The sequence below is a fragment of the Arthrobacter sp. ERGS1:01 genome, assembly GCF_001281315.1.
Taxonomy (GTDB): domain Bacteria; phylum Actinomycetota; class Actinomycetes; order Actinomycetales; family Micrococcaceae; genus Specibacter.
Window position 1 is genome coordinate 3,026,933 of the sequence record NZ_CP012479.1, and the last position, 18,689, is coordinate 3,045,621.

Below are 18,689 nucleotides of genomic sequence, written 5' to 3' on the forward strand. Positions count from 1 at the left end.
CCTCAGTGGAAGGCACAATATACCTAGATGTGTCGCAGGAACTGCTCGGGCCGGTCCATGAATGACTTCCAGTTCGTCACCAGGTCCAGGCCTTCCCAACGCTGTGGGCGAAGGCCCCATGGCCCGACTTCCAGGATTTGGGCGCCGGGCAGAGCGGCCAGAAGTGGCGAGTGCGTCGACAGGATCACCTGGGACTTGCCGGTAGCCAGAAGGTCCTTGAGGACGGCGAGCAGGGAAAGGCATCCCGAAAAGGACAACGCGGACTCCGGTTCATCGAGGACCCAGAGCCCGGCTCCGCGGAATCGATCGACGGCCAGTTCCAGAAATGACTCACCATGGGACATGCGGTGGAACTCAAGGTCACCGTTTCTGCCCGGATTGTCCTCCAGATAGCTGAAGAATCCGTGCATGGTTTCGGCCCGCAGGAAGTACCCCCGCCTTGTTGTTCCGGCATTCTTGATCAACTGCAAGTGGTCGGCGAGGACCGATTCGGTGGACCTCGTGGTGTGGCGGGCACCCGTGGATCCGCCTTCGGGTGACAAACCATAGGCGATCGCGATCGCCTCAACGAGGGTTGACTTGCCCGAGCCGTTTTCGCCGACGAGGACGGTGGCGGCAGTCAAATCCAGTCCGTGATCAAGCACCTGCGCGACGGGCGGCATGGTTGCCGGCCATTGGGCACGGTCAAGGACATTGCTGGGGTCCTCCGACAGCCCCCGGACCGGATAATACTGGAACGCCATACGCCCATTGTTGCAGGCCCAAGCTCGTGCCCTGGAAGGTCCGGCCGGTTGATCCGTTGAGCCCACGTGGCATGCCGTCGTGTCTTCTCTGCGCGCTGCTCGGTTTGCTCATCGGCGCCACATTGCACCTGGTTGAACTTCGACGTCGAACGCCGCGACCGGACGATCTCCCCCGCTAAGGCCGGCCCGCCAAGCGTTCAAATGCAGGGCGCAAAATACTCGGGCGCATGCCGTGCCCCCTCGGCGATAGCCCATGCTGTACCCTCTAGTGAAATCGACATTGGGGGAAAAATGACGGACTCGCCAAACGACGCGGTTCTGGATTCCGAGTGGGATCCGGACCCCATGGGGCCTGGCTGGTATCCGGACCCAACCGGCTCAAACCGCTCACGGTGGTGGGACGGCATCACCTGGACCAACCACTACCGTGCGGCCCCAACTCCAACCGCACCGCATGTCCTCCCTGCCCGTCCACTCATCAGCCCACAGACTCCGGTCCTCAACCCGTTTATCTGGCTCATGGTCCTGATTCCGCCGCTCTCAAACCTGCTTCTGTTTGCTTGGAACCCGGCCTTTGGTGGCGGAACCTTCGACACCGGCCAAGTTCCGCTCGCAGACGCAACGACCATCTTCAATCCGGTGTATTTTTTGCTGCTTACAGCTTCATTCGTCATCACCGGCCTCTGCGTGTTCTTTGCCTACCGTGACTGGCAGAGGCTCCGACGCGATGGCGTGGTCCGCCCGTTTCACTGGGGCTGGGGATTTCTGCCCGGGGTCTACATTATTGGCCGCACAGTCGTCGTCCATAAGATTGCCCCCGGCCGCGGGCTCGAACCACTCTGGGCATTTGTGGCCGTCATCCTGGTTTTCACGATCAATTTCGTGATCAAGATGAGCGCACTTTACTCAACGGTCGCGCCAACGGTTCCCAGGTAAAAACTTTGCCCAAGCGGGTGAACCATACGATCCATGGAAAAGGAACAGGATGCACCCGGCATCTCGCCGAAGCGCTGCTGGAGAACCGGCTGGTGCCACTGATGCGGAGACATTGCCGATGCCGGGAACCGCCTGCGCCGCGACGCCGTCGTCGTCGTCCCAGGTCACCCTCAAAGTCCTGGTGCTTAACGCCTGGCACGGCGGCACGAAGGTCCCCGGCGGGGTTGGCATGATCGCGGACATCATCAGGGAATCCGGCGCCTCCCTGGTCCTTATCCCGGAGGCCACGGAGACGACGCCGGACATCGTGGCCACACTCAACGCGCACGGACTGAACTTCCAGCACGGAACGACCGGGGACAGCGCGATTATTTCGGCCTACCCGATCGGCGAAGCGACCCCGCTTCCGGGCATGACCAAGGCGATCGTGAGGGTAGGTGCTGTTGAGATCGCGGCCTATGCGGCCCATTTGGAATACCGGTGGTACGCAACGTACCTGCCCCGCGGTTATGGCCCGGGGGCACCCAGTGGAGAGTTTTCCGAGCACGGCTGGGCCAAGATTCCGAGCGGTCCGGTGACCGACACGGCGAGGGTTGCCCGGGTCAATGAAGATTCCGGTCGGCCACAGGCGATCGCCCAGTTCCTCGAGGATGCTGACAACGAGCGGCGGCATGGCCGCGTGGTCATCATGGGCGGCGATTTCAACGAGCCCTCGGCGTTGGATTGGACGTCCCGCACGGCGCAGCTGTTCGACCACAATGGGGTGGTTCTGCCGTGGGCGTCGACGCAGGCGCTGGGCGATGCCGGGTTTGTGGATGCCTACCGGCACCAACACCCGGACCCCGCCACTCATCCCGGATTCACGTGGCCCGCGAGCAATCCCCTGGTTGAAGCCAACGAGCTGAGCTGGGCAAGGGAGGCCGACGAGCGGGACCGGATTGATTTTGTTTTCCACCATCCCGATCACCGATTGCGGCTGACGGATGCACGGCTCGCGGGCCCGCGAGAATCAATTGTGCGAAGTCAGCGGGTGGTTGAGTCCGGGAAGGATTCATTCGTGCTGGCCGAAATGCCCTGGCCGACGGACCACAAAGCTGTCCTGGCGATTTACACGGTGCATGGGTAGGGCTTCGCGCCGCGCCAACCTCGCCCCTCTGCCCTATTGTGATCAAGCTATGTCAAGAGTTATTGCCCCGGACCGGGCCGTCCAATTCTGCGCGAACCTAGCTCTTGTTGCCGGTGAGTGCCAGCGCGCCGCCCAAGCCGATCATCACCACTCCGCCGCTGGCACCCATGCGGGAGAGGCGTTTCGGGTTGCGGGCAAACCATTCTCGTGCCGTGCCGGCCGTGAGTGCCCACATGCTGTCGCTAGCGAGGGCGATCCCGAAGAAGATCATCCCGAGCGTTGCCATCTGAAGCGGGATGCCGCCGTGCCCGTAGTTGACGAACTGAGGCAGCACGGCGACGAAGAAAACGATCGTCTTGGGGTTGGTTATTCCGACGAAGAATCCCTCACGGATGAGGCGGAACGACGACGGTCGCCCGCGTCGCGAGGCGATAGTTCCGGTGTGGTCGTTGCGGTGCCGGATCGCCTGCACTCCGAGGTAGATCAGGTAGGCGGCTCCGACGAATTTGATGATGACGAAAACGACCACGGATTCGGCAACAATGGCACCAACGCCGAGTGAGACGAGAGCTATGGCCGGGAGCATTCCAAGTGCATTCCCCAGCACGCTGAGAAAGCCCCCTTTGCGACCCAGGGAGAGCGACCGGCCGATGACAAAGAGCACGCTCGGGCCGGGAATGACGATGAGGGCGAAGGCTGCGAGGGCAAAAGCCCAGCCGCTGGCCGCAGGCAACATGTCGACTCCACTTCATTGCGCGTTGTTGGCACGAATCTATCGGACGGACTACAAACCCAAAACCGCCGATGCCATGCCTGCCGCGAAAATCCAGAAAATGCTCAAGCCGGCCAGCAAAAGGTAGTCCCGGCTGGCTCCGGGCTGCCGGATTCGGTTGCCTCGTGCCGCAATAACCAGGACAACGGCGGGAGGAGCCCACAGGATGGCGGCCACGGCAAAACGATACAGCTGCCACTGGGCCGGCATTTCGGCGTCCAACCCCATCCAAAGCCGGACGTAGAACCAGGCTCCGATCACCATCAGCGCTACAAGGCTCCCGGCAACAGCACCAATTCTGGCCAGCACGACACTATTCATAGGCTGAATGTACCGGCCGTCGATCAAAACCCGGGGATTTACTGATTGATGTAATTTGCCGTCTTGCTGCGGACGGACGGCAATTGTTGGAACACCCACCCAAGAACCACTGCCCCCGCGACGGTGGCGATGACCGACGTCCAGCCGGCGCCCCCATAGAGAATCGATGCGTTATCAAGAATGGCTTGCCTCAGCGGCGAGACTTGTTCATGGGGATAGTAATCCGCGTAGCGAGGGACAGGCATGATCAATAGGCCCACCTTCGCTACCAGTGCCAGTATCGACACCGCGGACAGGACGAGCCACCAGAGAACAAGTCGACGAGCCACTCCCTGTCGGAGGATCGAGCTGCAGGTGGGGAATCCCAACGCCAGAGTGAGGGCCGCGAGCGCCGCCCCCACCAGGGCCGTCAATGGCATCAGCAGCGCAAGAACTGCGAAAAGTGCAGACAACCAGGACGCTGTACGCCACAGGAACATGCGTGGTGATGCGATGCGTATTGGCTCAGACATTCAGAATCCCCCGGATTTTTTCTACGATCACTACAAAACTGGTGCGTTCAAAAATGATTGTTCTTCTTGTCAGTCAATCACAGGGGCTTTGGAATCGACCGAAGTAAGGGGCTTCATGGTCCACTTCAACGACCCATCCGGCGGCTGCTCTCTGCAGGTAGTCGAATTTAGCTGGAAAGTGCGCCTGCTTGCTTAGAACAGCGCTGTCAGCACGCCTCCGTCGACGCGCACCGCTGATCCGTTCGTCGCAGATGCGGCAGGGCTTGCCAGGAACGTCACCATATTCGCGATCTCACTCGGTTCGATAAACCGTTCGAGCAGTGAGGTTTGGTTCGTGGCGATGATCGCCCTTTTCATATCGGCCACTGCCATGGCGGATTGATGAGCAAGTGTCTCGACTGTTTGAGCGACGCCGTCTGAGTACGTGGGACCCCCAAGAACCGAGTTCACGGTGACGTCGGTGCCCTTGGTGAGCTTCGCCAAGCCGTTTGCAACCGCCACCAACGCCGTCTTTGACGCGCCGTAGTGGATCATTTCGGCCGGGATGTTGACACCCGATTCACTGCTCACGAAAATAATCCGGCCCCACCCTCGATCCAGCATTGCCGGCATTGCACGCTTGGAAAGGCGCACACCACTGAGCACATTGACCTCAAAGTACATTCGCCAATCGTCGTCCGAAATGAGGTCAAAGGGTTTCAACTCGAAGAGTCCCACGTTGTTGATCAGGATGTCGATGTCGGAAAGGTCGGCGCATAGCCGGTTCACCTGGGCAGGATCGGAGAAATCGGCCGCGATACCCTCGATGGAAGCCCCGGGTACGTCGAGGCGCAGCGATTCGACTGCTGTTGACAGCTTCGCCTCCTCACGTCCGTTGAGCGTCACGTCGACGCCCTCTTGGGCCAATGCTTTTGCGATCGCGTAGCCGATTCCTTGGGTTGATCCGCTGATGAAAGCCTTCTTGCCATTGAGTTGCAGATCCACTCATGTCTCCTTCACATCGCACAATAAAAACTGCGATCACTTCCGATGCCGGGAATTCCAGCACGGGTTCAAGGCGATCATGCCCCACCTGGATCAGCGCCCGATCAGCCGGCCATGCCTGCGAACTAGACTGGGCGGGTGAGCAAGCTTCGAGTCCGTGTTCTAGGTCCTATCGGTGCGGAGATCGACGGCCACTCTCTTCCACTCTCCAAAGCACGACACCGCGAGATCCTGGGCATCCTGGTGGCTGCTCACGGCAGGACGGTGTCGACGGGCAGGCTGGTCGACGAGTTGTGGGAGGACCCCCTGCCGGCGCGGTGGGCGCCGTTCGCACCTTCGTCGGTGAGCTGCGCCGGATCCTCGAGCCGGAGCGTCCTGCTCGCACGCCCCCCGCGAATCTCATCACCATGGGTGACGGCTATGCTCTCAACCTCACGTTGACCGCCGTCGACCTCTGGCGGGTCGAGCGGGCTGTTCAGACCGCGGATGGAATGAGCTTGGGCACGCGCGAATCGCTGTTGACTGTTGCACTGGAGGAGTGGCGCGGGGTCGCTTTCGAGGAGTTCGGCACGCGCCTCTGGGCCCAGAGCGAGAGGGTCCGGATCGCTGAACTCCGGGCCGGAGTGGCCGAACACCTGGCAGAAACCCGGCTTGCGCTCGGGCGGCCGAAGGACGTCGTCACGCTTCTCAATGACCACATCGGTGAACATCCTTGGCGAGAGGAAGGTTGGAGGTTGCTCGCACTCGCCCTATATCGGTCCGCGCGCCAGGGAGATGCGCTCGGTGTGCTCTCCCAAGCTCGTGCCACCCTCAGGCAAGAACTAGGCCTTGACCCCAGTGACCGGCTGGCTGAGCTGGAGCACGGTATCCTGCGTCGTGATCCCTCACTCGAACTCGCCGACGACGGGGAAACGATCCTCTCCCAGACCGTTGCCGCGCTTTCAGGTGCACGATCCCAATTGGAGAGCGTTACCGCACTCCTTCCGCTGCTCGCGGTGTCCGGCTCGGTCCAGTTCGCGGATGAACAACGATTGGCCGCTATCGCCGCTGCCGAGCAATTCGGTGACCCGGAATTAACAGCCCGCGTCATAGGCGGGTTTGCCGTGCCCGGCTGCTGGACCCGATCCGACGATCCCGAGCGGTCGGCAGCGATCGTTGACGCAGCTTTGCGGACGATCGCGGCCTTGCCATCCGGGACGTCGGACCGGGTACGGGCGACGCTCCTCGCCACCGTTGCCATGGAATCACGTGGCACCGCCAACCGGCACGCTGAGGCTGTCGAGGCAGAACGAATTGCCAGGCGACTCGTTGATCCGGCATTACTGTGCTTCGCGCTCAGCGCTCTCTACCTGCAGGAATTTGAAACGGCCGGCCGGGCAGGAACACGCGAATCCATCGGCTCCGAGATCATAGCTCTAGCCATGGACGCAGATTTGCCGACCTTCGAGATCCAGGGGCGCTTGATCAGGATGCAGGCCCTCTGCGCCCGGGACAATGTCATTGCCGCCTCGGACGAGGCCGGGCGGATCGACTTACTTGCAGCCCGATTCGATCGGCCCCTTGCATCCGTCCTCACCGCCTGGTTTCGCTGGGTCTTCACCGATGGACCTGCTCCGCCGGGAGGAAGCGAGATGCCTGGATTCAGGATCGGGCTCCGCGAACTGACGAGACTCTCCGACGCTGTCCGAGCTGGAACTGCGCTTCCTGACGGACATTTTGGGCCATACGAGTCGTGGGTGCGCCCCCTTCTTCTTGCCCGAGGCGGGCGCCGGGAGGATGCCATGGCAGCTCTCGACACTCTTCCAGATCCGCCGCACGATCTGATGCTCGAAGTTTCATGGTCCCTCATCGGACTTGCCGCGATCGACTGCGGACACGGGGCCGCAGGGCGACGTGCGTTCGACGCTCTCCGGCCGGCGGCGGGAGAGCGTGCCGCCGGCAGCGGGGCTGTCGACCTCGGAGCAATCTCAGCGCTGCTCACCGACCTAGCCCGGCTGCATGCCACCAAGGATCAAGGCTAGGTCGGACACACGATGAGGAGGGTCACGCTTCACATACGCACGTGTCACCTCCCCGCGTAGCGATAGCTTCAGTTTTATCTAGCTGCCCAAAAGGCGCCGTTCGTACGCAAACGCAACCAGCTGGAGCCGGGTGCGGAGTTCAAGCTTGTCCAGCACGCTGCGCAGATGGGTCTTGATGGTCGCTTCCGAGACAAACAAGCTCTGCGCCATTTCACTGTTACTTAGTCCCTTCGCCGCGAGGACAAAAATATCCCTCTCCCTGACGGAGAGGACGTCGAGGACCGAGAGGTCAGGACCCATGGAGGGGACGTTCCGGGCAGCATGCTCAAAGAGCGTGTGAATGGATCCGGGCGCGATGACGGAATACCCGGTATGAACCGTGCGAATGGCGGCCAGGAGAAACTCCGGCTCGGCACTCTTGAGCAGGTATCCGCTAGCACCGGCTTGAACCGCCTGGACCACGGCCTGATCCCGGTTAAAGGTGGTTAGCGCGATGATCCTGGGCTTTTCGGCACCGGCCGCATCTGCCTCCTGAACGATCCTTCGGGTCGCCTCCACACCGTCCATGACAGGCATTCGCAGATCCATCAGCATGACGTCCGGACGTTTGGCGGACGCCAACGCAATGGCGAGTTCTCCATTACCGGCCTCCCCAACAAATTCCATGTCCTCCTGGCTGTCGATGAGCATGCGTATTCCCGCAATGAACATCGGCTGGTCATCAACCATGGCCACGGAAATGGCCAAATCAGCATCACCCACGGTAAAACGTCGTCCCTTCAGTTCCTGCCGACTGCGGCAGTCCCACACCGGCAAGGGCGGGAGTCCCGTCAATTCCCGCCATGGCGGCAACAGGTGCCCAGGCCGCAACCAGGGCGTCGTCATCGTCGGGGCTGCTTTCCAGCACTCCGTAAGGAACGAAGACCGTCACGCGGAAGTGCTCGCCATCAGGGCCGGCCGTCAGCCAGCCGCCAGCCATATAGGCGCGTTCTCGCATTCCCGGCAGCCCACGGCCTACACGGGTCGGGCGGAATCGCCGTGAACGTCGGGTTCGGGGGAAACCATGGCCGAGGCGACATGGAGGGTAAGTCCGGGACCGGACCAGTCGAAATGGAGCCTGACGTCAGTACCCCGGCCGCCATGTTTGAGCGCGTTGGTCAGGCACTCCTGGACGATACGGAAAACGGCCACTTCCTGACCCGACGAAAGTTTCACCGCTTTCCCGGATTCGCCGGAATTGATCTTCAAACTGCCGCGTTGCATGCCGTCGATAAGTGCCGGGATGTCACTTAGCTGTGGCTGCGGTGAAGCCGTCCCGTCGTCGCCGATACCCTCAATGACCCGCTGGGCGTCAACCAATGCATGACGTGCGGCCTTGGAAATGGTCTCCAGCGCGTTGACTACCGACGTGGGCTGATCCTTGCTCAGATAGCGTGTCCCGTCAGCCTGCGCTGCGATGACGGCGAGCGAGTGGGCCAAAACGTCATGGAGGTCCCTGGAAATACGCGTTCGTTCCTGCTCCACGACCAAGTTGACTTCAGCCTCCAGGAGACTGCGCTGGGCCAATTCCTTTGCACGGAACAGGCGTCCTCGTTCCTCATATTGCGCCAGGAGAAGACCAACAGCGGCGCAGCCCGCAGCGATGAGGAGCAGGAGTGCAAAAAGCTGCCATCCATAGGCCCTGAGCATCGGCATGTCCCCGTAATACATTGGCTGGTACCAGCCGACGCCGTCGCTGTACCTCCACGAAAGCATCAGGAAGGCCATCACCGCAGCGGCCGCCACATTGATCCCCGCAGCGATCCAACGCACCCTGCGCGATCCGCTCCACAAGATGAAGGCGAGGGCGAAGAACGAACCAATATAGATCGCCCAATGGTTGGATTCCATGACCGGTACGACATGCGTCAACTGGCCGACAAGAAGCACCACCGTGAAGCCGATTGACACCACCGGCAGCCAAGAAGCCGTCGCAATCGCAAGGGTCATCAAGACCAGCGGCCAGCCACCCTCCCAGACAAGAAAGGATCCGTTCATCCTGCCGGCTTCACCCACGCACCACAGGGAAAAGAAAACGATCGCCACCAAAGGGCGCCCCAACGCTTCGCTAACTTAAGAACTGTTTCCATGGCTGCAACCCTATCCACGCCAACCGCCCCACCCCGACCGAATGCTGCGATCTCAGCCTCAAAGCCAAATAGTTCAGACTTTGAGCCAGAATCAGCCGGCAGCGCGTTCAGGCCAATTGGTGGTAGACCTCGGTCCATACCTTGGCGGGATCGTCGTTGTGGGGTCCGTAAACCTCCCACAGCGTGCCGGACCGTTGTCTTCCCTGTGCGGCGCACCAGTCAGTCACGGCACGGTGCGCGGCGCCCAGGCCCGAGTACGGCCCATGGTGAACGGTCATCGCCACTTGTCCGGCCGGCAGCGCTGATGCCACCACCCGCCCGGTGAGCGGGCACGGCACGAGCAACTCGACCCCAACCTCAACGTTGGGAACATCGTCCAGATACAGCATGACGACGCGGCAGCCCCCGGAGATCCCACCCGCGCGCAGGCACGCCCACACCTCATCGCTCAATTCCCGCCACAACGTCGGGAACTCCTGCCAGGTGGTCGTCGCCGGCACCACCGCCGTGGGACGAGCCGCGACATCCTTCACCGTCACCTGATAGCGCATATTTCCAACTGTAGCGGCATCGGCTTCGGGCGGATATTGCCTGCCGGAACCCAGGCAATTCACCCGCACATCGTGGGCGGCCGAGGGCAACCGCGGGGCACCGATACCCAAAGTCAATGGTGCGCGGCGGCACTCACCCTTCCCGGCGCCGTCGTCCTTGAATGCCAATCAAAGATAACCATTGCCAGTGGCTATACAGGCGAGTAGTCTCCTATACATGAGTACAGCCCAGGAGGATTTGACCGGTCGGGCCCGGTTGCGGGATGCCGCGATCGAGTGCTTCGCCGCGCGGGGTTTTGACGAATCCCTGCGGACCATTGCGGCTCGGGCCGGCGTCAGCGCCGGGCTGGTCCGCCACCACTTCGGGTCCAAGGAAGAGTTGCGGGCCGAGTGCGATGCCACAGTCCTTGAACGGTACCGGACCCTCAAGGTGGACAGCATGAATGTCGAACCGGGGTTGCTGTTTTCCCGGCTCCCATCCTCGCGGGAGAGCGGAATCCTGATGGTCTACATCCTGCGCAGCGTCCGCGACGGCGGCCCGGCCGGGCGGGAGTTCGTGGAAAACATGATCCAGGAAGCCCTCGAATTCACCCTCGACGCCGTGGCCCGCGGCCTCGTCGTGCCCAGCCGGGATGAGGAGGCCCGGGTGCGCTACCTGATCCACCAATCCATCGGCGGCCTGATCGTCCGTTTTGCCATGCGCCCCGACATGCCCCTGGACGATTTCCAGGCGGTCACGGAACAAATCTATGCCGACACCATGCTGCCAACGCTTGAGGTTTACACGGAGGGCCTGTTCACCGACAGCTCCTACCTCGACCAGTACCTGGCGTACGTGGCCGGCACCGAACGCCATCCCGCGGGTCTCGCGGGAGCACCTGAGTAACGGTTAGGAAGACATCATGAGCCCAAATACTCCGGCCATTGAGGTTAGCGGCCTGCGCAAGAATTTCGGCCAGACCACGGCCCTGGACGGCCTGAACCTGCTCGTGGAGCAGGGAAACGTCGCAGGCTTCCTTGGCCCCAACGGGGCGGGGAAGTCCACCACGATCCGGGTCCTGCTCGGGTTGTTGCGGGCCGACGGCGGAAGCGCGAAGCTGCTGGGCGGAGACCCCTGGCACGACGCCGTGGCGCTCCACCGCCGCCTGGCGTACGTGCCCGGGGATGTGAGCCTGTGGCCCAACCTCACCGGCGGGCAGGCCATCGATATCCTGTCCCGGCTGCGTGGCGGCGTCGACAACGTCAAGCGGGACATGCTGCTGGAGCGGTTCGAGCTGGATCCCACCAAGAAGGCGCGCAGCTATTCCAAGGGCAACCGGCAAAAGGTGGCGCTGGTGGCAGGCCTGGCCTCCAATGCCGAGCTGCTGATCCTGGACGAACCCACCTCCGGCCTGGACCCCCTGATGGAGGAGGTGTTCACCGACTGCATCCGGGAGGCCAAGGCCGAGGGCCGCAGCGTGCTGCTCTCCAGCCACATCTTTGCCGAGGTGGAAAAGCTGTGTGACACCGTGACCATCATCCGCGAGGGCCGGACCGTCGAATCCGGCCGGCTGGACGAACTCCGCCACCTGCACCGCACCACGGTCTCCGTGGTGCTGGACCGTGACGGCGCCGTCCTGGCCTCGGTCCCCGGGGTCAACGACCTGGTGGCCGACGGCGCCAAGGCCACCTTCACCGTGGGAGAAGCGGAGCTGGGCGGCGTGCTGGCAGCCATTTCCGGATACTCGCCGCGGCAGCTGGTCTCCAGCCCGCCGTCGTTGGAGGACCTGTTCCTGCGCCACTACGGCGGCGTTTCCACCGGCACCGGGACAGTGCCCGTGCAGACCGCGGGTGCGCGATGAGCGTCGCAACCGCCCGCCTGCACACCGCGGCGGCTCCGTCCGCCACCGGCACGCTGTCCGGATTCGGCTTGTCCGTACGGTTCATCCTGCGCCGCAACTGGCTGCGCCTGCTCATCTGGGCGGCCGTGCTGGCGTTGATGATCCCCGTGGTCTACAACTCCCAGCAGGCGACCTTCCCCACGCAGGCGGACCGCGACGCCTACGCCAATGTGGCCAACACCCCGGCCATTGCCGCCATGACGGGCCTGCCGTACGCGGCCGGCAGCCTGGGCGGGATCCTGGTTATCAAGATCTGGATGACCCTCGCCGTCGCCCTCGGATTTGCGTCGATCTTCCTGGTCACCCGCAACGGCCGCGCCGACGAGGAGGCTGGCCGCACCGAGCTGCTGCGCGGCTCGGCGCTGGGCCGGCATGCGTTCAGCCTTGCCAATTACGCGGTGGTGGGCGGGCTCAGCGTCGTCTCGGGCCTGTTGATCACCCTGCTGGCCCTGGCCGAGAAGCTGCCCACGGCCGGCTCCTGGGTCCTGGGCGGCTCGATTGCCGGCGTCGGGCTTGCGTTCGTGGGCATCGCCGCGATCTGCGGGCAGGTCAGTTCCACGAGCCGCGGCGCGAACTCGCTGGGCGTGGCCGTGCTGGCCGTTTTCTACCTCATCCGGGCCATCGCCGACGTGAACGCCCACAGCACGAACGTCACGGCCCTGAGCTGGTTCTCGCCGATCGGTTGGGGCCAGAACATGCGCTCCTTCGAGCAGGACACGTGGTGGCCGTTCCTGGCCCTGATTGCCCTGGCCGTCGGCGGCTGCGTCCTGGCGCTGCGCATTGAAACCCGCCGCGACCTTGGCATGGGACTGGTGCCGTCGCGCCGCGGGCCGGCACGCGCCACCGCGTTCCTGGCCTCGCCGCTGGGCCTGTCCCTGCGCCTGCAGCGGGCCACGCTCATCTCCTGGCTGTTGGGCGCCGTCGTGGCCGGGCTGTTCTTCGGCAGCGTCGCGAAGGCCATGACCTCGGTCCTGGACCCGTCCAACTCCTTCGCCAAGGCATTCCTCGGCGATTCCCAAAACGTGCTCAACGGCATCCTCGGCACGTTCGTGCTGTTCAACGCCATGCTGGCCGGTGCCTTCGCGATCCAAAGCCTCTCCGGCGCCCGTGCCGAGGAGTCCGCCGGCCGGCTCGAGTCCCAGCTGGCCGGTTCCCTCGCCCGCACCCGGTGGCTCGGCGCCCACATCACCGTCGCGGCGGCCGGCTCGCTCGCGATGCTGCTGCTGGGCGGCTGGCTCACCGGAGTGTCGTCCGACGGCGCCGCAACGGGTTCCGCCATGGCCGGCGCGGCGTTTGCGTACTGGCCGGCCGTGCTGCTCATGATGGCCGTTATGCTGTTCCTGCACGCCTTCGCGCCGCGGCTGAGCGTAAGCCTGAGCTGGGCCGTCTACGGGGTCTCGGTGGTGATTGCCATGTTTGGCGGGTTGTTCTCGCTGTCCGAATCCGTCATCAGGGCCACCCCGTTTGGCGCCGTCCCGCGAATGCCCGCCGATTCCTTCTCGGTCATGCCGCTCGTGGTGCTCACGGTGATTGCGCTGGTTCTCGCCGCACTTGGCATCCGGCGGTTCCGCACCCGCGACATCGTCGCCGAATAGCGAGCCGTCAATAACGGGCCGTCAGGGGCGGAAGCCCGCGGAAAGCGGGTGGCCGTCCGGCGCGATGATGGTCACCGTGACCGTGCCGCCGGCGTCGTGCAGTTCGGGGCGAAGTTCCGCGGCGGCGAGCGCCGCTGCCACGGCAGGATCCCCGGACAGCACGGCCAGTGAGGCAAACACGCTCCGCGTTCCGTGGTGTGTTCCGGACAGCCACGGTGTTTCGGTTTCCGCCGTCATGGGGTTTGCGCCGGAGGCCGCTGCCGTTCCGCCGTCGTCGTGGCCCAGGACAGGGATCAGCCGGCTAGCCACACTCCCTGGAGTCTCTGCGGCCACGGCGTAGCCGCCTTCACGAACGGGGGCGGTGGCGGGATTTTCCGACTCCACCACGTGGACGCGCAGTTCCCAGGGCCCGCGCATGGCCGTCGCGGAGGTGATGGTCCAGGCGGAGTCCTTGCCGGTCTCCGCCGCACCCCACACGGGGTGGTGCGCGCTGGCCTGGGTGGCCGGCGTCGTGCTTGGCCGGCGGAGAATCCTGACCCGGCGCGACGGCACGCCCGCCGCATCGAGGACGGCGATGTGGTTGTCCAGCGGGGCGTTGAAGTCCGGTGCGGCATGGGTGGAAAACGCGAAGCGTGAATAGTGCGGATCGTCGCGGTCGGCCAGGCCGGGCTGGTTGTCGCTGCCGTGGTTGGCCAGGCGCACCACCCCGTCGGCGGCGGTGCTGGACAGCAGGAATCCGGGGGCGGCCAAGGTGCGCGCCGCATCGGCGGTCTCCACGGGGCCGGCGGTTTCCGTCGCCGTCCAGACGGGGTGGTCGGCGGGCAGCATCAGGCCGATGAACGCCTTGGACGTCCAGTACGGCGATCCCGGCCCGGAGTAGCTCTGCGTCATGGGCGCGAACGGCCCAAACCAGCCGCAGGGCAGCAGTCCGCGGTCGTCGAAGGCGCCGCCGTCGTTGAAATGGCGCAGGGCTCCGCTGGCCAACCGCCGCGTGGCGCCGGGGTCCAGCGGGCTCACGCCCAGCAGTTCGCCCAGCCACAGGGGTGCCGTGGCGGCGAAGCGGTAGATCAGGGAGCGGCCCTGGAACAGCGGGGAGCCGTTGGCGCCGAAGAAGTATTGGAAATCCGTGAGGTACCGGGCCAGCCGCTCCCGGTAGACGGCGGCCTTGGCGGCGGCGAGCTCCGGAACGCGCGGTGCGGCCATCATGGTCCACAGCGACGGGTACAGGTGCATGGCCCAGCCGGCGTAGTAGTCAAAGCGCTGCCCGGCGCCGTCCCGGTACCACCCCTCCCCCACGTACCAGTCCTCGATCCGCGCCAGCCCGTCGGTGATGTCGGCTTCGTGGAACGCCCGGCCCGTAGAGGCAATGAATTCCTGCACCATGACCTTGAACATGACCCAGTTGTTGTCCGGGATTCCAACGCCCACCGAGCCGCCCAGCCAGTCGACCACCCTGTCCTGCTCTGCAACGGCCAAGGTGTCCCACAGCCAGGTGCGCGTCAGGTGCAGGGCCAGGACCAACGACGCCGCCTCCACCAACGCCTGCCGGGTTACCTCGATGCGCGGCCAGGGTTGGGCCGATTCCGGATCCGTGCCGGCTAGCAGGCCGCTGCGGTAGAACGCCAGGTGACCGTGCGGGTCGGCGCCGTGTTCGCCGGCCACCCGGAACGCGGCAAGGATGAACGTGCGGGCGAATCCCTCCAGTCCGTCGGATACGGCGCCGGAGCCGCTGGGGTGCCGGGCAGGTTGATGAAGGCATGGCTTTCGCTTGCGTAGGGGCGCACGGCCAGAAGCTGGGCGTCGGCGGCGGCCAGCCAATGCTCACGGGTGTAGCCCGTGATGGGGCTGGTGTCCCGATTGTCCGTGGGCATCTCAATCATTGCTGCTCCCTTGCGCGGCGCCGTTACAGTGCCTCCACCTTAGCGGGAAAGGGCTTTCCGTGGGGAATTGAGGCCCTATTCCTCCCTCCGGGCACCATGTCCGCTCACCGCAAAGAAGTGATAAATATTCAGGATTTTCCACACCAACACCCAGTGCGCAGTGTAAATGTATAACCATGAGCGCAATCATCGACTTCACCACTGCGGGGCAAAACTTCCAGGCCTACCGGGCCGAGCCCACCGGCGTAGTGCGCGGGGCCGTCCTGGTGATCCATGAAATCTGGGGCCTCACCGGCCATATCAAGGACGTCGCGGACAGGTTCGCGGCCGCCGGATACCTAGCCGTGGCACCCGACCTAATGGGGCTTGCCGGGCTTGATGCAACCCTGCTGGCCGAGCTGGGGGCCGACCGCAACGATCCAGTCAAGGGTGCCGCAGCGCAGCCAAGGATCAGGGAGGCCACCGCTCCCCTGCGTTCGCCCGAGTCGGCCGCAAGGATCCGGGACGGCGTCAAGGAAGTCTTCAACCATCTGGAGGCAACCGCCGAGGGTGCCGGCCGGACCGCCGTGGTCGGTTACTGCTTTGGCGGGACCTATTCCTTTGCCCTGGCCGTGGACGAACCCCGGTTGGCGGGGGCCGTGCCTTTCTACGGCCACGCAAACTTCACGGCCAAGGAATTGGCCGGCATCAACTGCCCCATCCTGGCGTTCTACGGCGAGGACGACACAGCCCTCACCGATGGGCTGCCTGCCCTCATCGTCAGCATGCAGGCCGCCGGCGTCGACTTCAAGTACACGGTGTTCTCCGGCGCCGGGCACGCGTTCTTCAATGACGGCAACACCCAGACCTACCGCGCGGAACCGGCGCGCATCGCCTGGACGGAAACGCTGGAGTTCCTGGAAAAACACGTGCAGTAGTAGCGGCCCGGCGCACCTAGAGGTTGTTGAAGCTGTAAAGGTGGATCCCGGCCGGCGGGCTTGGAAGCGCCTGAAGATCCTCGATGAGCTCGCCGGGCTGGTAGCGGCCGCCGCCCAGCAACTTCTTGCCCAGCGCGGCCTTGCCGGTGATGAACTTCAGCGAGCTGCCGACGCCGATCTTCGTGGCCAGCATGATCAGCTTGGTCCGCGGCACGGCTCCGGCAACGCCCGCCCATACCGGGAGCGTCACGCCTTCGCGGAGCAGCATGGCGGAATAGCCGGCGATGGCTGTCGGGGAAAAACACATCTGTGTGACGATGTGGCTGGCCAGCTCCTGCTTGGCCCGCAGTGAATCCAGCAGTTGTCCGTCGGTGATGGAGGGGTGCCCCTCCGGATACCCGGCAACCCCCATCGTCATGGTGTTGCCGCTCACTTCGGCAATCTCGCGCATCAGGCCCTCACTTGAGGTGAACGGCCCTGCAGAGTGCGTCTTGTCCCCGCCAATAACGAAAAGCTCGGTGATGCCCGCGCCGCCGCAATCCCGCACGATCCCGGCCAGCTGCTTCCGGGACACGATGGATCGGGCGGCGAGGTGCGGGACCGCATTATAGCCGTGCCCCGCCAGCGCGGTCGCCGTTTCCATGGTGCGTTCAATCCCGTGGTGCGGCAGGCAGGTGACCGTGATGGTGGTGCCGGCGGGAAGCTGGGCCCGCACATCGGCAACGATGCCGTCGGTGGGAATGATTTCCAATCGTGTGGGGAGCATCAGGGAATCCTATCGAAGGTGGAAGGATCTGGCGGGCTGCGATCAGTGCGGCGGAGTGTTCCGCGTGGAACTGGTGGTGGGTTGTGCGTGGAACGGTGTTCCGCGCGGGACTGGTGGTGGGTTGTGCGTGGAAGAGGTTGTTAGCATTCGACGACGTTGACGGCGAGGCCGCCCATGGCGGTTTCCTTGTATTTGGAGGACATGTCCCGTCCGGTTTCCCGCATGGTTACGATGACTTCATCGAGGGAGACGCGGTGCTGGCCGTCGCCCCAGAGCGCCATTTTGGCGGCGTTGATGGCTTTCGCGGCGGCGATCGCGTTGCGTTCAATACAGGGCACCTGGACGAGCCCGCCGATCGGGTCACAGGTGAGGCCGAGGTTGTGTTCCATGGCGATTTCCGCGGCGTTCTCGACTTGTTCGGGGGTGCCGCCCATGACCTCGGCCAACCCGGCCGCGGCCATCGAGGACGCGGAGCCGACTTCGCCCTGGCAGCCGACCTCGGCCCCGGAAATGGACGCTTGTTCCTTATACAGGACCCCGACGGCGCCGGCGGCGAGCAGGAACTTCACCACCACCGCATCAACCTGCTCCGGGGTGGCCTCGGCCATCCCGGGCGTGTAGTGGGTGGCGTAGAACATGACGGCCGGAATGATCCCGGCAGCCCCGTTGGTCGGGGCGGTGACGACCCGGCCGCCGGAGGCGTTTTCCTCATTCACGGCCAACGCGACCAGGTTCACCCATTCCTGCCAGAACTTCGGATCCCGGTCCGGGTCCTCGGCCCGGAGCCGGGTGTGCCAGTCCGGGGCCCGGCGCCGGACCTTCAACCCGCCCGGCAGCAACCCGGTGCGGGCCAGGGAGGCGTTCTTGCAGTCCTCCATGACGTCGCGGATATGCAACAACCCGGACCGGATGTCCGTCTCGGGGCGGGAGATGCGTTCGTTGGCGAGCATCACATCACTAAAGTTCCCGCCCACGGCGGCGCAGTGCTCCAGCAGTTGGGCGGCGGTACGGAAGGGGTAGGGCAGCCGGGCCTTGGAATTTTCCAGTTCCGCGGCGGCTGCTTCGACCTCGCCCTCACGGATGATGAAGCCGCCCCCGACGGAAAAGAACGTCGCCTCCGCCAACACCACCCCGGCAGCATCGCTGACGGCAAACTTCATCCCGTTCGTATGCCGGGGCAGGATGGTCAGGGGATGCAAGATGATGTCCTCGGCACCGTAGGCGAGTTCGACACTGCCGGCCAGCAATAACGGGTCACCGGCGGCGAACGCGGCCAACCGCTCATCAACCTCCGCCGGCAGAATCAACTCCGGCTCGCGCCCCTCCAACCCCAGCAGCACCGCCGTCATGGTGCCATGCCCACGCCCCGTCGCGGCCAGGGAACCGTACAGGTCCACCCGGACGGCCGCGACACGGCCAGCAAGTCCCTGCTCGGTAAGTTCACGGGCAAACGCCGCAGCGGCCCGCATCGGCCCCACGGTATGCGAACTGGACGGACCAATCCCCACGGAAAACAAATCAAAAACACCAACGGACATGACGGAAACACCTTTCAA

20 protein-coding genes are annotated in these 18,689 nt (G+C 64.2%); 7 read left to right on the forward strand and 13 right to left on the reverse strand.

Annotated features, from left to right (window positions below; genetic code table 11):
- Nucleotides 1–23: 23 nt before the first annotated feature.
- Entirely contained in the window at nt 24–743 is a 720-nt protein-coding gene (locus AL755_RS17700; protein ID WP_054012126.1) for an AAA family ATPase, read from the reverse strand.
- Nucleotides 744–1,034: 291 nt separating this feature from the next.
- Between AL755_RS17700 and AL755_RS17705 the strand changes: the two genes are divergently transcribed.
- Nucleotides 1,035–1,679 carry a DUF2510 domain-containing protein gene (locus tag AL755_RS17705; RefSeq protein ID WP_054012127.1) on the forward strand — a complete coding sequence of 215 codons (645 nt, stop codon included), beginning with the start codon at nt 1,035–1,037 and terminating at the stop codon, nt 1,677–1,679.
- Between the two features lie 118 nt (nt 1,680–1,797).
- Entirely contained in the window at nt 1,798–2,805 is a 1,008-nt protein-coding gene (locus AL755_RS17710) for an endonuclease/exonuclease/phosphatase family protein (protein ID WP_237762533.1), read from the forward strand.
- A gap of 97 nt (nt 2,806–2,902) precedes the next feature.
- Here AL755_RS17710 and AL755_RS17715 read toward each other — a convergent pair whose 3' ends face one another.
- The 4 genes from AL755_RS17715 to AL755_RS17730 all read right to left on the reverse strand — a co-directional run bounded on the left by AL755_RS17715 (nt 2,903) and on the right by AL755_RS17730 (nt 5,394).
- Nucleotides 2,903–3,541 (reverse strand): LysE family translocator, encoded by a 639-nt coding sequence (locus AL755_RS17715; RefSeq protein WP_054012128.1) that lies wholly within the window; start codon nt 3,539–3,541, stop codon nt 2,903–2,905.
- A gap of 48 nt (nt 3,542–3,589) precedes the next feature.
- Complete coding sequence (locus AL755_RS17720; protein WP_054012129.1) at nt 3,590–3,886, reverse strand: hypothetical protein; 297 nt, start codon at nt 3,884–3,886, stop codon at nt 3,590–3,592.
- A gap of 50 nt (nt 3,887–3,936) precedes the next feature.
- Complete coding sequence (locus AL755_RS17725; protein WP_160318927.1) at nt 3,937–4,410, reverse strand: hypothetical protein; 474 nt, start codon at nt 4,408–4,410, stop codon at nt 3,937–3,939.
- A gap of 192 nt (nt 4,411–4,602) precedes the next feature.
- Nucleotides 4,603–5,394, reverse strand: a complete 792-nt coding sequence (locus AL755_RS17730) for an SDR family NAD(P)-dependent oxidoreductase (RefSeq protein WP_054012131.1) — start codon at nt 5,392–5,394, stop codon at nt 4,603–4,605.
- Nucleotides 5,395–5,711: 317 nt separating this feature from the next.
- Between AL755_RS17730 and AL755_RS17735 the strand changes: the two genes are divergently transcribed.
- Nucleotides 5,712–7,415: an AfsR/SARP family transcriptional regulator gene (locus AL755_RS17735; RefSeq protein WP_237762534.1), complete on the forward strand. Its 1,704-nt coding sequence runs from the start codon at nt 5,712–5,714 to the stop codon at nt 7,413–7,415.
- Nucleotides 7,416–7,493: 78 nt separating this feature from the next.
- Here the strand turns inward: AL755_RS17735 and AL755_RS17740 are convergent, their stop codons facing one another.
- The 4 genes from AL755_RS17740 to AL755_RS17755 form a co-directional block, all read right to left on the reverse strand.
- A complete protein-coding gene (locus tag AL755_RS17740; RefSeq protein ID WP_054013172.1) occupies nt 7,494–8,144 on the reverse strand; it encodes a response regulator in 651 nt (216 codons plus the stop codon).
- Between the two features lie 25 nt (nt 8,145–8,169).
- A complete protein-coding gene (locus tag AL755_RS24150; RefSeq protein WP_237762535.1) occupies nt 8,170–8,412 on the reverse strand; it encodes a hypothetical protein in 243 nt (80 codons plus the stop codon).
- 17 nt (nt 8,413–8,429) lie between these two features.
- On the reverse strand, nt 8,430–9,500 hold the full coding sequence (locus AL755_RS17750; protein WP_237762536.1) for a sensor histidine kinase: 1,071 nt from the start codon (nt 9,498–9,500) through the stop codon (nt 8,430–8,432).
- Nucleotides 9,501–9,651: 151 nt separating this feature from the next.
- The gene (locus tag AL755_RS17755; protein WP_202813527.1) at nt 9,652–10,263 is read right to left on the reverse strand and encodes a GyrI-like domain-containing protein; all 612 of its coding nucleotides are present in this window, start codon (nt 10,261–10,263) and stop codon (nt 9,652–9,654) included.
- A gap of 49 nt (nt 10,264–10,312) precedes the next feature.
- On the opposite strand from AL755_RS17755, the gene AL755_RS17760 reads away from it, so the two are divergent.
- The 3 genes from AL755_RS17760 to AL755_RS17770 are packed head-to-tail and all read left to right on the forward strand — an operon-like array spanning nt 10,313 to nt 13,570.
- On the forward strand, nt 10,313–10,981 hold the full coding sequence (locus AL755_RS17760) for a TetR/AcrR family transcriptional regulator (protein ID WP_054012135.1): 669 nt from the start codon (nt 10,313–10,315) through the stop codon (nt 10,979–10,981).
- 16 nt (nt 10,982–10,997) lie between these two features.
- Nucleotides 10,998–11,936: an ABC transporter ATP-binding protein gene (locus AL755_RS17765; RefSeq protein ID WP_054012136.1), complete on the forward strand. Its 939-nt coding sequence runs from the start codon at nt 10,998–11,000 to the stop codon at nt 11,934–11,936.
- A complete protein-coding gene (locus AL755_RS17770) occupies nt 11,933–13,570 on the forward strand; it encodes an ABC transporter permease (protein ID WP_054012137.1) in 1,638 nt (545 codons plus the stop codon). Before AL755_RS17765 ends, AL755_RS17770 begins: the two co-directional genes overlap by 4 nt.
- 21 nt (nt 13,571–13,591) lie before the next feature.
- On the opposite strand, the gene AL755_RS17775 is transcribed toward AL755_RS17770, so the two are convergent.
- Together AL755_RS17775 and AL755_RS24155 are read right to left on the reverse strand one after the other, a co-directional pair.
- On the reverse strand, nt 13,592–15,274 hold the full coding sequence (locus tag AL755_RS17775) for a DUF2264 domain-containing protein (protein WP_237762740.1): 1,683 nt from the start codon (nt 15,272–15,274) through the stop codon (nt 13,592–13,594).
- Nucleotides 15,169–15,450, reverse strand: a complete 282-nt coding sequence (locus AL755_RS24155) for a hypothetical protein (protein ID WP_054012139.1) — start codon at nt 15,448–15,450, stop codon at nt 15,169–15,171. Before AL755_RS24155 ends, AL755_RS17775 begins: the two co-directional genes overlap by 106 nt.
- A 176-nt stretch (nt 15,451–15,626) precedes the next feature.
- Between AL755_RS24155 and AL755_RS17785 the strand changes: the two genes are divergently transcribed.
- A complete protein-coding gene (locus AL755_RS17785; RefSeq protein ID WP_054012140.1) occupies nt 15,627–16,367 on the forward strand; it encodes a dienelactone hydrolase family protein in 741 nt (246 codons plus the stop codon).
- Between the two features lie 16 nt (nt 16,368–16,383).
- Here the strand turns inward: AL755_RS17785 and AL755_RS17790 are convergent, their stop codons facing one another.
- A complete protein-coding gene (locus AL755_RS17790; protein ID WP_237762537.1) occupies nt 16,384–17,133 on the reverse strand; it encodes a methylenetetrahydrofolate reductase in 750 nt (249 codons plus the stop codon).
- 140 nt (nt 17,134–17,273) lie between these two features.
- Complete coding sequence (locus AL755_RS17795; RefSeq protein WP_054012142.1) at nt 17,274–18,671, reverse strand: L-serine ammonia-lyase; 1,398 nt, start codon at nt 18,669–18,671, stop codon at nt 17,274–17,276.
- Nucleotides 18,672–18,689: the final 18 nt, after the last annotated feature.

Excerpts from the sequence above, each read along its gene's own strand:
- AL755_RS24150 (WP_237762535.1), bottom strand. The coding sequence starts at position 8,412 with ATGCGAGAACGCGCCTATATGGCTGGCGGCTGGCTGACGGCCGGCCCT.
- AL755_RS17710 (WP_237762533.1), top strand. The coding sequence starts at position 1,798 with ATGCCGGGAACCGCCTGCGCCGCGACGCCGTCGTCGTCGTCCCAGGTC.
- AL755_RS24155 (WP_054012139.1), bottom strand. The coding sequence starts at position 15,450 with ATGATTGAGATGCCCACGGACAATCGGGACACCAGCCCCATCACGGGC.
- AL755_RS17785 (WP_054012140.1), top strand. The coding sequence starts at position 15,627 with ATGAGCGCAATCATCGACTTCACCACTGCGGGGCAAAACTTCCAGGCC.
- AL755_RS17770 (WP_054012137.1), top strand. The coding sequence starts at position 11,933 with ATGAGCGTCGCAACCGCCCGCCTGCACACCGCGGCGGCTCCGTCCGCC.
- AL755_RS17700 (WP_054012126.1), bottom strand. The coding sequence starts at position 743 with ATGGCGTTCCAGTATTATCCGGTCCGGGGGCTGTCGGAGGACCCCAGC.
- AL755_RS17740 (WP_054013172.1), bottom strand. The coding sequence starts at position 8,144 with ATGGTTGATGACCAGCCGATGTTCATTGCGGGAATACGCATGCTCATC.
- AL755_RS17725 (WP_160318927.1), bottom strand. The coding sequence starts at position 4,410 with ATGTCTGAGCCAATACGCATCGCATCACCACGCATGTTCCTGTGGCGT.
- AL755_RS17795 (WP_054012142.1), bottom strand. The coding sequence starts at position 18,671 with ATGTCCGTTGGTGTTTTTGATTTGTTTTCCGTGGGGATTGGTCCGTCC.
- AL755_RS17705 (WP_054012127.1), top strand. The coding sequence starts at position 1,035 with ATGACGGACTCGCCAAACGACGCGGTTCTGGATTCCGAGTGGGATCCG.
- AL755_RS17715 (WP_054012128.1), bottom strand. The coding sequence starts at position 3,541 with ATGTTGCCTGCGGCCAGCGGCTGGGCTTTTGCCCTCGCAGCCTTCGCC.
- AL755_RS17790 (WP_237762537.1), bottom strand. The coding sequence starts at position 17,133 with ATGCTCCCCACACGATTGGAAATCATTCCCACCGACGGCATCGTTGCC.
- AL755_RS17760 (WP_054012135.1), top strand. The coding sequence starts at position 10,313 with ATGAGTACAGCCCAGGAGGATTTGACCGGTCGGGCCCGGTTGCGGGAT.
- AL755_RS17765 (WP_054012136.1), top strand. The coding sequence starts at position 10,998 with ATGAGCCCAAATACTCCGGCCATTGAGGTTAGCGGCCTGCGCAAGAAT.